This is a genomic window from uncultured Oscillibacter sp. (assembly GCF_910579365.1).
Taxonomy (GTDB): domain Bacteria; phylum Bacillota; class Clostridia; order Oscillospirales; family Oscillospiraceae; genus Oscillibacter.
In genome coordinates this window covers 1-13,849 of sequence record NZ_CAJTUX010000066.1, presented here as the reverse complement: position 1 = coordinate 13,849, position 13,849 = coordinate 1, and the positions used below count along the sequence as shown (strand labels likewise).

Genomic DNA, 13,849 nt, shown 5'->3' with positions numbered 1-13,849 from the left:
TTTCTGTATCATTCCCTCATTATACTACTTTTCCCTCTATTGGTACAGTTTCTAACGGAATACAAGGGTCCCGGCGGGGATGTGGTGATCCCGGAGGGCGTGAAGGAAATCGGCCCGGATGCCTTCTGTGACTGCCACAGCCTTCAAAGCGTCACCATCCCGGAGAGTGTGAGGAAAATCAGCTCCTATGCCTTCGGGGAATCCAGCCTTCAAAGCGTAACCATCCCGAAGAGCGTCCGGTCAATTGGAACGAGTGCTTTCTGCGAATGTAAGAACCTGACCAGCGTGACGTTTCAGGACCGGGAGAACGCGGTGGGAATTGAGCTGAACATATTCAGTAATTCCCCCAACATTACCAATGTCGCCATCCCCAGATGCGTCGCAAGGATCGCCCATGTGCTTTTCGAGAACACCCTATGGCTCAAAAAATTGGGGGAGTTTGCAGTCTTGGACCATTTTCTGATCAAATACCAGGGGAGAGAAACGAACGTGGTCATTCCGGAGGAGATCGAGGAACTGGGCTGGTATTCGTTTGAACGCTGCGACTGTGTGAAAAGCGTCACCATCCCGGAGAGTGTCACAGAAATCGGCCACGGTTCGTTCAGGAACTGTGCAAACCTTCAGAGCGTGACCATTCCAAAGAGCGTCGAGGAGATCGACAAGTCCGTATTTGAGGGCAGCTGCCCGGCAATCATCGCGCCCCATATCCCCATTGATGATTTTGCGCCGAAGAACAAGCCCGGCGCGTGCGCCGGCTTTGCCAAGGCGTATCTGGACGGTATGGAATTGGACGAGGAAATCAAGGCGGAGTATCTCGAGTACATCAAGGGCCATAAGAAAAAGCTCTACCCCGATGCTGTCCGGCACGAGGAGCTTTTGCAGCTCATGTTTGCCGATAAGGTGATTCCCCGGAAGGATATCGACCTGCTTCTGGAGGAGTGCGACAAACAGAAGAACGCCGCCGCCAAGGCGGCGGTGCTGGAGTACGCGCACCAATTCCTTGGCGCGGCGGACTCCGACAAGAGCTACAAGCTGTAAACCGGAGGTTTCCCATGAACATCAAAGAAGCGAAGGAACAGATCAAAAACGCCGTCACGGCCTATTTTTCCAAGGACGAGTTCGGAAACTACGTCATCCCCATCGAGCGACAGCGCCCGGTCTTCATGATCGGCGCGCCCGGCATCGGCAAGACCGCCATCATGGAGCAGATCGCCCAGGAGCTGAACGTGGGCCTGGTTTCTTACTCCATGACCCACCACACCCGCCAGAGCGCCCTGGGCCTGCCCTATATCAAAAAGGAGGAATACGACGGGGAGGAGTTCAGCGTCTCTGAGTATACCATGAGCGAGATCATCGCCTCCGTCTACAAGCTGCGCAAAGAGACCGGCTGCCGGGAGGGCATTTTGTTCCTGGACGAGATCAACTGCGTCTCGGAGACCCTGGCCCCCTCCATGCTGCAATTTTTGCAGTACAAGGTCTTTGGCACCCACCGGATTCCCCAGGGCTGGATTGTCGTCACGGCGGGCAACCCGCCGGAGTATAACAAATCCGTCCGGGAATACGACATTGTCACCTGGGACCGCCTGAAGCGGGTGGATGTGGAGCCGGATTATGAGACCTGGAAGGAATACGCCTACAAAAAGGGCATCCACGGGGCAATTCTGACGTTTTTGGAAATCAAGAAGAACTATTTTTACATTGTGGAAACCACCGTGGACCGCAAGAGCTTCGTCACCGCCCGGGGCTGGGAGGATTTGTCGGAAATGATGAAGCTCTACGAGCGCCACGGCCTGACCGTAGATCAGAAGCTCACGGCCCAATACCTGCAAAATCCCGCTGTGGCCCGGGAGTTCGCGGTCTACTACGACCTCTATAATAAATACCGCTCCGACTATCAGATCGAAGATATTTTGGACGGAAAAGCCTCCAGCTCCATCCAGAACCGGGCGCGTTCGGCGCGGTTCGACGAGCGCTTGTCCCTGCTGGGGCTGCTGATCGACGCCATGAATGCGGAGATGCGCCGGGCGGTGGAAACGGACAACGCGATTTTGGAAAACCTGCGGGTCCTGAAACAGATAAAAGCCGAGCTGAGCCGGGAAGACGCGCCCTATGTGACCGTTCTGCACAAATATCTTGATGAGGAGCGGAAGGTCCTGCGCCTGGGGGAGAAGGCGAACTCGATTGACTATGAGACGCGATATTCTTACCACTATGTGATCCGTTTTCTGGAGGATATCTTGGACGCGCTGAACCGGGCGGGCGTTTCCGGGAACAAGGAGGCGTTCCAGCGTATCAAGGCGTCCTATGACGCTTCCACGGCGGCCCACAAAACCGGAAACGTCAAAATCAAGGCGCGTCTGGAGAATTTGTTCCGCTTTGTGGATGAGGTTTTTGAGGACGGGCAGGAGACGCTGATTCTGGTGACGGAGCTGACCGTACGCTATTACTGTGCGAAATTTATCTCGAAATTCGGCTGTGACGCGTACTTCAAGCACAACCAGGACTTGCAGTTCTATCAGAGAAAGCAGGAACTTTTGACGGAGATCGCCGCCTTGGAGGAGCTTTGAGTGGATAAAGCGTCCGCGTTTAATGAAAAAATCTCGCCCGGGCTTTTTCTCATGGTTATGAATCCTTGAGCCACTCTTGAGCTCATCCAGGGAGACATGTTCCTGGCCGCAGGCTTTCTTCCTGGCCTTGGCCGCTTTGTGCCAGGCGGCAAATTGCGCCTCTTTGAAGTTCCCTGCCTTGATCCAGGCAAAACACCGCTTGTACTCCCGGCGGTACTCCTGGAAAACCTGGTCGCTCCTGCGGCTCTCCGCCCACGTTTGGACGGGGACGGTGCTGCGGCAGAGCTTCCCGGACGGGCCGGGACGGCTGCAATACTCCGCCGTAATCCGTCCGGCGATGGGGAAGTATCTCCCGCAGCTCCTGCACCGCCGGACGGGGATCCCCCGCCTGACACATTCCCGGAGAGAAATCAGGTCCCGAATCGTGTTGGGGGATAGGCTTTCCCCGCAGCCTCCGCCTCGGATCATACCAAGGCTGATGGGAGCCGGTTCAAAACGGAAGATGTCGTCCTTCCGAGGGCCGTCAAACAGATAGGCTTGAATAGACAAGCGCCATGGAGCGAATCTCCGTGGCGCTGTTGTCCGCATCTACTCAATCGTTTTCCACTAACGGATAAAGTTCGTTCTCTGAGTCGCTTCCCGCTCCGGGAGACCGTATTTCTCCCTGCCCAGTTCGATGCTCCGCATGAGGAACGTCATATTCCGGGCCAGGGTTCGCATGGTCTGCAAGCCCTCTGCGTCTTGGCTTGCCTCGCCGGCTCCCCAAGCCATGGACGCTGTTCCAGTACTGGCTGGAGGCTACGGGCATTCCAGAGATCGTGAAAAATTTGTTCAGTTCGTCAAATGCGGCAGGGAGGCCGCCCCGCCGGGCAACAGCGGCGGCGGCGCCTACCTTCATCGTCTTGTCAAAGGGCGTGCTGAAAAAGAGATGGGTCAGGAAGGCCGCCAGCGTGGCGTTGGCGGAAGCGAAGTAGACGGGGCTGCCTACTGCCAGACCGTCACAAGCCTCCAACTTCGGGGTAATTTCATTGACGGCGTCGTCAAAGACGCACTTGCCCTTTTCTGCGCACTTGCCGCAGGCGATGCAGCCACGAATGGCCTTGTTCCCGATTTGAATGATCTCGGTTTCAATCCCCTCTGCCTTAAAAACCGTTTCCATCTCCCGCAGGGCGAGAGAGGTGTTGCCGTTGGGCCGGGGACTGCCGTTAATCATCAGAACCTTCCTATGGGGACCTCCATGGGTTCGGGTTTATGTACTTAGTAATTTTCCGCGCGGACCTCAAAATAAGCCTGGGGATGGGCGCAGACAGGGCAGACCCACGGGGAGGCCGTACCGGCCACGATGTGTCCGCGGTTCCGGCACTCCCAGACCTTGGCCTCGCTCTTCTTGAAGACCTCCTGGGCCTCTACATTGCGGAGCAGGGTCCGGCAGCGCTCCTCGTGGCGCTTCTCAATCTCACCAACGGCGCGGAATTTGGCGGCCAATTCAGGGAAGCCCTTCGCCTCGGCGGTCTCGGCAAACCCGGCGTATATATCCGTCCACTCGTAGTTTTCGCCGTCGGCGGCGGCTCCCAGGTCCTCAGCAGTGGACCCGATGACCGCCAGTTCCTTGAACCACATTTTGGCGTGCTCTTTCTCATTGTCCGCGGTTTTCAGGAACAGGGCGTCGATCTGCTCAAAGCCCTCCTTCTTGGCCTTGGAGGCGAAGTAGGTGTACTTGTTCCGGGCCTGGGACTCCCCGGCGAAAGCGGACTCCAGGTTCTTCTCGGTCTGCGTTCCGGCGTATTTGGACATGATAAATTCCTCCTTTTCAAATTTAGGGGATGAATGAGAAAAGTTACAAAAAGGCTCTAAAAACGCAGTTTTTAGAGCCTTTAGTGCGCCCGACTGGATTCGAACCGGCGGCCTACAGAGTCGGAGCCTTCTGACATCCAAAGCGAAAACCCTGTATTTGCAGTGCTTTCAACGATTCCGCACAAACTCCAACAGATTAAAGCGACACGCTGGAACCATTGCGGCGCAGTGGTTTCAGCGGCTTTTTCTGATTCCGCAAAACAGTAGTCAAATAGTAGCCGGCACTGCGGAACATATTCAAGCAACCCGGTTCAACTGGCTCACCCGGTCAATAAATTCCTTCATATCCTCAAGGTAGGAATAAGGAGCGTACTCTGAATAAATCTCCGGAGAATCCAAAATGACGATCTGCACCCCTTCCGCCCGCAGGGCCTCCAATGTTCCCGGCAGGCACCAGGCCCCATCCGGCGTCTTGCAAAGATAGGCAAGGCAACCTGGCTGGCCGAAGACCTTGGCCACACCATAGATTTTTTTATCGCCCATTTATTTCACCTTCAGATTCCTTAATCGGTTTAAAGAGTCCTGCTCCGTTTGGATTAATCCGTCGGAGTGTTCCTGATATAGTTTTTGCCCCAGCTCCGGAGTCAGGTATTTGTAAATATGCTGATGATTCTAGAGATTGAAAATCAGCTTCTGTGACATGCAAAGTATCTCTGTGAAACATTCTGCAAGAATTTTGATATTTTCTATTGAACGCTGATATCCTGCACAAATATATTCCTGTAGAATAAAAGACACTGGTTGAAATGGCAGAAAACACCTGGCGGCAGGAGGGAGGCTTCAACATGAACATGCCTGGCCCAAACAGTGGAATCGCACGGTTTTTAACCAAAATCTGCGACCTGATTTTTTTGAACGCGGTCTTCATCCTTACCTCATGCACCGTCGTCTGTTTGGGGGCGGCGGTCACGGCCCTTTACATGACAGCGATGGAGCTATACCAGGAAAGGGACTGCACCCCCGTTCGGGATTTCCTTCGGAATCTGCGGAAAATCTTCACCGCCTCAACGCCGGCGGCGGTACTGCTGCTGGCGGACCTGACGCTGCTGGCTGTCCTTTACCGGGTCCTCTATGCCGAGAGGCTTCTGTTTCCGCCGGAGCTGTTTGTGCTGTTTTGTATCGCTGCTGTGATTTTGACAGCTATCCTGTCCTGGTTGTTTCCACTCCTGGCCTGTTTTGAAAATACCTTCTCCAGGCATCTCAGGAATGCCGTGCGGCTGGCGCTGGCAAAGCTCCCAATTACGTTTTTTATAACAGCGGTCAATCTCCTGCCGGTTCTGGCGCTCCTTTTTCTGCCGCAGTTTTTCGGCCCGATTCTGGGCGCGTGGCTGCTGATCGGGGCCGCGGCGGGAGCCTATGGGAACCTCTTTTATCTGCGCAGGACATTCAAGCAGTAACAAAACAATGCAGTCTCAGAAGGAGATGAAATCATGAGCAAATATCTCTCTTATGACGGGTATGCCCTGGTTTTCGAGGACGATTTTAACGGGGAAACTCTGGATAGAACCAAATGGAATGTAGAACTGCACGAGCCGGGCTGGGTCAATGAGGAGCTTCAAGCCTACGTAGACGCGGAAGATGTCCTGTCCCTGCGGGACGGCTTCCTCCATATCCGCCCCACCAGGCTGGCGCTGGGGGATGGAAGCGTCTTTTACCGCTCCGGACGGATTTCCACCCAGGGAAAGCACGAGTTTACCTATGGGATTTTCGAGGCCCGCTTGAAGGTTCCGCAGGGAAAAGGGTTTCTCCCGGCTTTCTGGCTGATGACGGGGGACGAGGAGCGCTGGGGCCAGTGGCCCGTCTGCGGCGAGATCGACGTCTGTGAGGTCCTGGGCCACGAGCCCCGGACGAACTACGGCACGCTCCACTACGGCCTGCCCCACGAGCAGAGCCAGGGGGCGGTTACTCTGCCGGAGGGGGACTTTGCGGCGGATTTCCACACCTTCTCTTTGGAGTGGCTTCCCGGGTGCATCCGCTGGTATGTGGACGGCAGGCTGTTCCACCAGGTGGAACAGTGGTTTTCCGCCGGGGCGGATGGCTTCCGCAAGCCCTTCCCAGCGCCGTTTGACCATAACATGTATGTGATTTTGAATCTGGCGGTGGGCGGCGTTTGGCCCGGCCCGCCGGATGAAGCAACAGACTTTGCCCGCGCCGCTTTTGAGGTGGACTACGTGCGGGTATACCGGAAAACACGTCAATCAATGGAGGAGCTATGATGGAGAAAATCCGCTTTTTGGATGAGAACGGAACCTTTGAACTGAGAAATCCCGAGGCGGTCAGCGGCCTCTACTTTCCACTGGCCAGTGAGACCGGGATGAAAAGCGCCATTGCCCCCGATCTGGCCGGAGACAGCAAGCTGGACCAGGAGTCTTTTCTTCTGGAGCCGGTGAGCATCGGGGACCTGCGAAACAGCCGCAGCACCCGAAACTTCTGGTGCGTGACGGAACAGGGCTGCTGGTCCGCCTCCGGCGTCAGCGCCGAACAGGAGGCCGCCCGCTTTACGCCGGACCAGGACGAGAGCGTCCTGACGGCGGGATTCTTGTGGCAGACGGTGCGCCGGACCTCAAGGCGCTATGGCCTTCAGGCGGAGCTGACGGCCTTTGTGCCGCCGGATGAGAATGTGGAGATTCTGGAGGTGCGGGTGACAAACCGGGACGCTGCGCCCCAGCGCGTCACCGGCGTCGCGGCGGTTCCCATTTACGGCCGGAGCGCGGACAACCTCCGGGACCACCGGAATGTGACCTCCATGCTCCACCGGATCAAGACCACAAAATACGGTGTCTGCGTGAAACCCACCATGTCCTTTGATGAAAAGGGCCATCGGGAAAACCGCCGGATTTACTATGTCTGCGGAACAACCGGGAACGGCGGCGCCCCCGCCGGATTCTACCCGGCGGTGCAGGAGTTTGTGGGCGAGGGCGGCACATTTCTCCATCCCCGGGCCGTCTGCGAGGACCGGGAGGCCCGGCCCGCCGGGATTGAGATCGACGGCAGGGAGGCTATGGGCGGCATCCGCTTCCCCGAGGTCACTCTGGGACCTGGAGAAACGTCGGTGTACCTCGTCTTCCTGGGAATCACGGAGGACGCCGGGGATATGGCGCGGATTGTATCGTCCTACGGCACAGAGGAACGGGTCCATGCCGCCCTGGAGCGCACAAAAGCCTATTGGCAGGACAAAGTAAACGTCCGCTACCAGACCGGCTCGGCGGACTTCGACCGCCTGATGCGCTGGGTGAGCCTCCAGCCCTTTCTGCGGCGGATCTATGGCTGTTCCTTCCTGCCTCACCACGACTATGGCCGGGGAGGCCGGGGCTGGCGGGACCTCTGGCAGGACTGCCTGTCTCTGCTGCTGATGGACCCCGGCGGCGTGGGGGAGATGATCCAGGCCAGCTTCGGCGGCGTGCGGATGGACGGAACCAACGCCACCATCATCGGCCAGGGCCTGGGGAACTTCGTCGCGGACCGCAACGGCATCGCCCGAGTATGGATGGACCACGCCCTCTGGCCCTTGATGACCACCAAGCTCTACATCGACCAGACGGGGGACCTTGATATCCTGCGCGTGAAGGTCTCCTACTTCAAGGACCCCCAGGCTATGCGGGGTACAGAGATCGACGGACAGTGGGACCCGGCGTACGGAAACAGGCAGCGGACGGCTTCCGGCGAGGTCTACACCGGCAGTATTTTGGAGCATCTGCTGATTCAGCACCTCACCGCCTTTTATGAGGTGGGGGAGCACAACATCTTCCGCCTCCGGGGGGCCGACTGGAACGATGCCCTGGACATGGCCCCGGAGCGGGGGGAGAGTGTGGCCTTCACCTGCGCCTACGCAGGCAATCTCAAGGACCTGGCGGGGCTTCTCCGGCGGCTGGCCGAGACCTGGAAGAACGTGGAGCTGGCGGAGGAGTTGGAGGAGCTGCTTTGGACGTCGCCCATGGCCTACGACGATCTGCCGGAGAAAAAGGCGGTCTTGGAGCGATACACCCAGCGCTGCGCCCACAATGTCAGCGGCGGGACTATCCGGGTCCTCCCGATGGAGCTGGCGGAGGACCTGGAGGGCAAAGCGGACTGGCTGATGGAGCACATCCGCCGTCAGGAGTGGATCGCGGACGGGAGGGACGGCTGGTTCAACAGTTACTATGACAACCATGGGCAGCCCCTGGAGGGCGTTGCGGAGACCGGCGCACGCATGATGCTTACCGGACAGGTGTTCGCCATCATGAGCGGGACCGCCACGGAGGAACGGGTGAAGGCCATTACCCGCAGCGCCGACAAATACCTTTACAAGCAAGAGGCCGGGGGCTACCGGCTGAACACGGACTTCCACGAGCTGAAATTCGACATGGGCCGGATGTTCGGCTTTGCCTACGGGGAGAAGGAGAACGGAGCGGTGTTCTCCCACATGACGGTGATGTATGCCAACGCCCTGTACCGCCGGGGTTTCGCCCGGGAGGGCTATAAGGCGCTCCAGACTCTGGCGGAGGCCGCTCTGGATTTTGAGACCAGCAAAATCTATCCCGGCATTCCGGAGTATTTCAACGCCGAGGGCCGGGGGATGTACCACTACCTCACCGGCGCGGCCAGCTGGTACATGCTGACGGTGATCACGGAGGCGTTTGGTGTGCGGGGGGAGAACGGCAGCCTGGTGATTGCCCCGAAGCTGGTGCGGGAGCAGTTCGGCGAAACAGGGACCGCCGCCTTGACCCTTCCCTTCGCCGGGAAGCGGTTCCAGGTGACCATTGTGAACCTGAACAGAAAGGACTACGGCGAGTACCGGCTGGAAAAGGCGTACCTGACCACGGCGGACGGCCCTCAAATGCGGCGGTTGCCGGTGGCGGAAGGACGGATCCTGCTGGACCGGGCGCTTCTGGACCAGCTGCCTGTAACGGAAAATCAGATCACAATGGAATTGATGTAAGGAGATGACGCGCGATGCAGTATGGATTTTTTGACGATCAGGCCCATGAGTACGTGATCACCCGGCCCGACACCCCGGCCCCTTGGGCCAACTACCTGGGCTCCCCGGAATACGGAGCCCTGATTTCCAATAACGCCGGGGGGTACAGTTTTGTAAAATCCGGGGCCAACGGGCGGATTTTACGGTATGTGTTCAACCAGTTCGACCAGCCGGGGCGGTACCTCTATCTTCGGGACAACGAGACGGGGGACTTCTGGTCCGCCTCCTGGCAGCCGGTGGGAAAGGACCTGGATACGTACAAAAGTGAATGCCGCCATGGAATGGGCTACACGGTCATGACGGCGGATTACGGCGGCATCCACAGCGAGGCGGCTTATTATGTGCCCTTGAAGGGGACCCACGAGGTCTGGCGTCTGACGGTGCGCAACGACTCGGACCGGCCCCGGACGCTGACCCTCACCGGCTACGCGGAGTTCACCAGCCACGGCAACTACGAGCAGGACCAGGTGAACCTGCAATATTCCCAGTTTGTCACCAGGACTCTGTTTGACGAAAACCGGGTCCGCCAGCAGATTCACGGCAACCTGGACGCGGCGGAGAGCGAGGTGGACGCCAAGTCCGTCATCGAGCGGTTCTTCGGACTGGCCGGGGCGGAGGTTTCCTCCTACTGCGGCGACAGGGCGGAATTTCTGGGACCCTACCGGGACTACGGCAATCCCGTCGGCGTGGAGCGGGGAAATCTCTGGAATCAGCTGGGCTACAACGGCAACAGCTGCGGCGCGCTCTCAACGGCGGTGTCCCTGGAGCCGGGAGAGGCCGTGACGGTGGCTTTTCTGCTGGGGGAGAAGTACGAGCGGGAAAGCGCCGCCCTTCTGAAGGCGTATCAAGACCCGGAGGCGGTCTGTGAACGGGAACTGGAGGCCCTGAAACAGTTCTGGCACGGCAAGCTCTCCCGTTTCCAGGTCAAGACCCCCTGTCCGGAGTTCGACACCATGATCAACACCTGGAACGCCTACAACAGCTTCATCACCTTCACCTGGTCCCGGGCGGCGTCGTTCATTTACTGCGGTTTGCGCAACGGCTACGGCTACCGGGACACGGTGCAGGACATCCAGGGCGTCATCCATCTGGAGCCGGAGGCGGCGGCGGAGAAAATCCGCTTCATGCTCTCGGCCCAGGTGAACCACGGCGGTGGACTGCCCCTGGTGAAATTCACCCACGACCCGGGCCATGAGGACACACCGGAGGACGCCTCCTACATTCAGGAGACCGGCCACCCAGCTTACCGGGCCGACGACGCGCTGTGGCTGTTCCCCACGGTCTACAAATACATCGCCGAGACCGGGAACGTTGGGTTTTTGGATGAGGTCATTCCCTTTGCCAATCGGGATGAGGGCACCGTTTACGAGCATCTGAAGCGGGCGCTGGACTTTTCCCTGAAGCACCTGGGTCCCCACGGCATGCCCGCCGGGCTTCACGCCGACTGGAACGACTGCCTGCGGCTGGGGGCGGCGGGGGAGTCCTCCTTTGTGGCCTTCCAGTTCTACTACGCCTTTACCGTCCTGCGGGAGTTTGCCGCCTGCGAGAAGGACAGCGGCTATCTGGCCTGGCTGGAGCGGGAGCAGGGAAAACTCAAAACCCTGCTCAACGACCTGTGCTGGGACGGGGACCGGTTTATCCGGGGCTTTACCGAGGCCGGCGAGGTCATCGGAAACCACAGCGCCCCGGAGGCCAACCTGTGGCTCAACCCCCAGAGCTGGGCGGTCATCAGCGGCCTGGCGGACGGGAAACAGGCCGAGCTGGCCATGAACAACGTCTATAACCGGCTGAATACCGACTACGGCGCCATCCTCATGGACCCGCCCTACCACACCCACGCCTTCGATGGGGCGCTGGCCGTCATCTACAACGCGGGGGTCAAGGAGAACGCCGGGGTCTTCTCCCAGTCTCAGGGCTGGCTGATTCTGGCGGAGGCCCTTTTGGGTCACGGGAACCGGGCCTTCCAGTATTTCAGGGAAAACGCCCCCTCCATGCAGAACGACCGGGCGGAGATTCGGAGAATCGAGCCCTACTGCTACGGCCAGTTCACCGAAGGCCCGGCCAGTCCCCACGCCGGACGGTCCCACGTCCACTGGCTCACCGGCACGGCCTCCACGGTCATGGTGGGCTGTGTGGAGGGCATCCTGGGCATGCGGCCGGACCTGGGCGGGCTGAAAATAGCGCCCTCCATCCCGAGGGAATGGAAGGCGCTGGAGATCGAGAAGGATTTCCGGGGGAAAAGGCTCCACATTCTGGTGGAAAATCCAAATGGAAGGGAGTCCGGCTGCGAGTCCCTGACGGTGAACGGAATGCCCATGGAGGGAAACTACGTGCCGGAGGCCTGCCTCACGGCGCGGACGGAAATTGTCCTGACGATGTGACAGACTCCCGGTTCACGTTCCAGTTGTTCATGTAGTTCCTGTCCCGGTAGGCCTTGGGCGTCATGCCCATCTGCGTGCGGAAATGCTGGATGAAATGGCTCTGGGAGGAGTAGGACAGCATGGCGGCGATGTCCGCGAAGTCGTAGTCGCTGAAGCGGAGGAGATTCTTCGCCATGTCGATCTTCCGCTGGCGGATGTACTCGCTGACGGAAATGCCGGTCTCTTGCTTGAAGATGCGGGACAGGTGGGCCGGGGAGATGGAGATGGCGGAGGCCAGCTCCTGGATCGTAATACGGTCCATGATGTGGACGTAAATGTAGTCGATGGCCTCCGCCACCTGCTTGGAAGAGGCGATGCGCTTTTTCAGGTTCCGCATGCGGCAGACATAGTCCAGGGCCATCTGGTCGTGGACGTAGACGATTTCCGCCATATTGGTGCAGCAGTCCATCCGGCGGATGTACTCGTCGCTGAGGCCGAAGGCCTCCTCCATGGCCATGCCGCCCTCCATGCAGAACCGGGCCAGCATGGCTGCTGTCACTACGAAGTGATAGCGCAGATTGGTCACCCGGTCCTCGGAGAGCTGCCCCACGCCCTCCATGTTCTCAAAGGCGCCCCGGCTGCAGTTCTCCTGTACTGCGTCGATCATTCCCTCCGCCACGGAGCGGTAAAACAGAAACTCCTCCCCGGGCTCCCGGTGGCTGGTGACCTCCCGCTCCCCGTCGGCCTCCAGTGGCTTCCACTTCGCTACTCCATTCATACTGTACACCTCCTTGAGCGTTTTCTAGGATTCAAATATATCATAAATTTGACATTTCGGCAAGGGGAGGCCGAGAGCTTTTTGCAGAGGATATTTAAGAACCATATGAAAACTATCTAAAGTTCAACATGAATTTGATATATCTTTCTTTAATTTTGTATACTTCCTTCAAGCGATACCTTATAATGAAGGCAATATTACAGCGGCGGGCTGTATCAAATTGGAAATAGGAGGAAACGATCATGAAGAGAAGAATTATGAGTATTGCGCTTGCGGCCCTGACGATTCTGGGCCTTCTGAGCGGCTGCGGCGGCGGAGGCGGCGGAAATGCGTCCGGCGGCGCGGAGACAGAAGCCGGAGACGGCGGCAAGGTTCTCAATATCTATGTATGGAACCAGGAGTTCCAGGGAAAGTTCAACGACAACTACCCCGAGGTGGAAAAGCTCTCCAACGACAAATCCATTACCTATCTGAAAGACGGCACCGAGGTCCACTGGATCGTCAACCCCAACCAGGACGGCGTCTATCAGCAGAAGCTGGACGAGGCCCTGGCCAAGCAGGGGAGCGCACCCGCCGATGAAAAGATCGACATGTTCCTGGTGGAGGCCGACTATGCCCTGAAGTACATCGATCCCGACGTGAACGTGGCCCTGCCCCTCTCTCAGCTGGGTATCACTGCGGCGGATGTGCCCAACCAGTACAAGTACACCCTGGAGGCCATGACCACCGCCGACGGTGAGATCCGGGGCCTGAGCTATCAGGCCACCCCGGGCATGCTGGTATACCGCCGCTCCATCGCCCAGGCGGTGCTGGGTACCGACGACCCCGAGACCGTGGGCGCCGCCGTGTCCGACTGGGACAAGTTTTATGAGACCGCCGAGCAGATGAAGGCCGCCGGCTACTATATGTACTCCGGCCGGGCCGACACCTATCGGGTCTACTCCAACAACGTCTCCGCTCCCTGGGTGGACGACGGCACCGTGGTGGTGGACCAGAGCATGATGAACTGGGTAGAGCGCTCCATGCAGGACACCCAGGAGGGGATTAACCACAATGTTCCGGGCCAGTGGATCGACGAATGGAACAAGGATATGGGCCCCAGCTCCAAGGTCTTCTGCTTCTTCCTGCCCGCCTGGGGCTTGGATGTGTGCATCAAGCCCAACGTGGAGGGCACCGACGCCGCCCAGGACTGGGCCGTCTGTCCCAGCCCCCAGGGCTTCTACTGGGGCGGCACCTGGCTGATTGCCGCCAACGGCACCGATAATATGTCCCAAGTCAAGCAATGCCATTAAGTTAACCAGAAATAACCAAATAGCAGCGATATGGGAGGAAG

The 13,849-nt window shown here is 58.6% G+C and carries 10 protein-coding genes and 2 pseudogenes; 7 read left to right on the top strand and 5 right to left on the bottom strand.

Annotation, left to right across the window (positions count from 1 at the left end; all coding sequences use genetic code 11):
- Together QZ329_RS12580 and QZ329_RS12575 are read left to right on the top strand one after the other, a co-directional pair.
- Positions 1-1,038, top strand: a 1,038-nt coding sequence (locus tag QZ329_RS12580; protein ID WP_295753127.1) for a leucine-rich repeat domain-containing protein, incomplete at its 5' end; no start/stop codon positions are given.
- 14 nt (positions 1,039-1,052) lie between these two features.
- Complete coding sequence (locus QZ329_RS12575; protein ID WP_295753125.1) at positions 1,053-2,567, top strand: MoxR family ATPase; 1,515 nt, start codon at positions 1,053-1,055, stop codon at positions 2,565-2,567.
- Positions 2,568-2,687: 120 nt separating this feature from the next.
- Here QZ329_RS12575 and QZ329_RS15645 read toward each other — a convergent pair.
- The 4 genes and pseudogenes from QZ329_RS15645 to QZ329_RS12560 all read right to left on the bottom strand — a co-directional run.
- Positions 2,688-3,035: pseudogene (locus QZ329_RS15645) on the bottom strand (DUF6076 domain-containing protein); the annotation flags it as partial.
- Positions 3,036-3,173: 138 nt separating this feature from the next.
- Positions 3,174-3,780 (bottom strand): annotated as a pseudogene (locus QZ329_RS12570) (flavodoxin family protein).
- Positions 3,781-3,824: 44 nt separating this feature from the next.
- On the bottom strand, positions 3,825-4,361 hold the full coding sequence (gene rbr / locus QZ329_RS12565) for a rubrerythrin (protein ID WP_295753123.1): 537 nt from the start codon (positions 4,359-4,361) through the stop codon (positions 3,825-3,827).
- 297 nt (positions 4,362-4,658) lie between these two features.
- Positions 4,659-4,904, bottom strand: a complete 246-nt coding sequence (locus QZ329_RS12560) for a DUF6718 family protein (RefSeq protein WP_295753121.1) — start codon at positions 4,902-4,904, stop codon at positions 4,659-4,661.
- A gap of 302 nt (positions 4,905-5,206) precedes the next feature.
- On the opposite strand from QZ329_RS12560, the gene QZ329_RS12555 reads away from it, so the two are divergent.
- Genes QZ329_RS12555 through QZ329_RS12540 form a run of 4 tightly spaced genes read left to right on the top strand, consistent with a single transcriptional unit; the run spans position 5,207 to position 11,759 of the window.
- Positions 5,207-5,818 (top strand): DUF624 domain-containing protein, encoded by a 612-nt coding sequence (locus QZ329_RS12555; RefSeq protein ID WP_295753118.1) that lies wholly within the window; start codon positions 5,207-5,209, stop codon positions 5,816-5,818.
- Positions 5,819-5,851: 33 nt separating this feature from the next.
- A complete protein-coding gene (locus QZ329_RS12550; RefSeq protein WP_295753116.1) occupies positions 5,852-6,637 on the top strand; it encodes a glycoside hydrolase family 16 protein in 786 nt (261 codons plus the stop codon).
- Positions 6,634-9,339: a cellobiose phosphorylase gene (locus QZ329_RS12545; RefSeq protein ID WP_365352046.1), complete on the top strand. Its 2,706-nt coding sequence runs from the start codon at positions 6,634-6,636 to the stop codon at positions 9,337-9,339. Before QZ329_RS12550 ends, QZ329_RS12545 begins: the two co-directional genes overlap by 4 nt.
- Positions 9,340-9,353: 14 nt before the next feature.
- Positions 9,354-11,759: a N,N'-diacetylchitobiose phosphorylase gene (locus QZ329_RS12540; RefSeq protein ID WP_295753114.1), complete on the top strand. Its 2,406-nt coding sequence runs from the start codon at positions 9,354-9,356 to the stop codon at positions 11,757-11,759.
- On the opposite strand, the gene QZ329_RS12535 is transcribed toward QZ329_RS12540, so the two are convergent.
- Positions 11,725-12,516, bottom strand: coding sequence for an AraC family transcriptional regulator (locus QZ329_RS12535; protein WP_295753112.1), 792 nt, complete (start codon positions 12,514-12,516; stop codon positions 11,725-11,727). The genes QZ329_RS12540 and QZ329_RS12535 overlap by 35 nt on opposite strands.
- A gap of 242 nt (positions 12,517-12,758) precedes the next feature.
- Between QZ329_RS12535 and QZ329_RS12530 the strand changes: the two genes are divergently transcribed.
- Positions 12,759-13,808, top strand: a complete 1,050-nt coding sequence (locus tag QZ329_RS12530) for a carbohydrate ABC transporter substrate-binding protein (protein WP_295753110.1) — start codon at positions 12,759-12,761, stop codon at positions 13,806-13,808.
- Positions 13,809-13,849: the final 41 nt, after the last annotated feature.

Coding starts and splice junctions, on each gene's coding strand:
- QZ329_RS12575 (WP_295753125.1), top strand. CDS start 1,053: ATGAACATCAAAGAAGCGAAGGAACAGATCAAAAACGCCGTCACGGCC.
- rbr (WP_295753123.1), bottom strand. CDS start 4,361: ATGTCCAAATACGCCGGAACGCAGACCGAGAAGAACCTGGAGTCCGCT.
- QZ329_RS12560 (WP_295753121.1), bottom strand. CDS start 4,904: ATGGGCGATAAAAAAATCTATGGTGTGGCCAAGGTCTTCGGCCAGCCA.
- QZ329_RS12555 (WP_295753118.1), top strand. CDS start 5,207: ATGAACATGCCTGGCCCAAACAGTGGAATCGCACGGTTTTTAACCAAA.
- QZ329_RS12550 (WP_295753116.1), top strand. CDS start 5,852: ATGAGCAAATATCTCTCTTATGACGGGTATGCCCTGGTTTTCGAGGAC.
- QZ329_RS12545 (WP_365352046.1), top strand. CDS start 6,634: ATGATGGAGAAAATCCGCTTTTTGGATGAGAACGGAACCTTTGAACTG.
- QZ329_RS12540 (WP_295753114.1), top strand. CDS start 9,354: ATGCAGTATGGATTTTTTGACGATCAGGCCCATGAGTACGTGATCACC.
- QZ329_RS12535 (WP_295753112.1), bottom strand. CDS start 12,516: ATGAATGGAGTAGCGAAGTGGAAGCCACTGGAGGCCGACGGGGAGCGG.
- QZ329_RS12530 (WP_295753110.1), top strand. CDS start 12,759: ATGAAGAGAAGAATTATGAGTATTGCGCTTGCGGCCCTGACGATTCTG.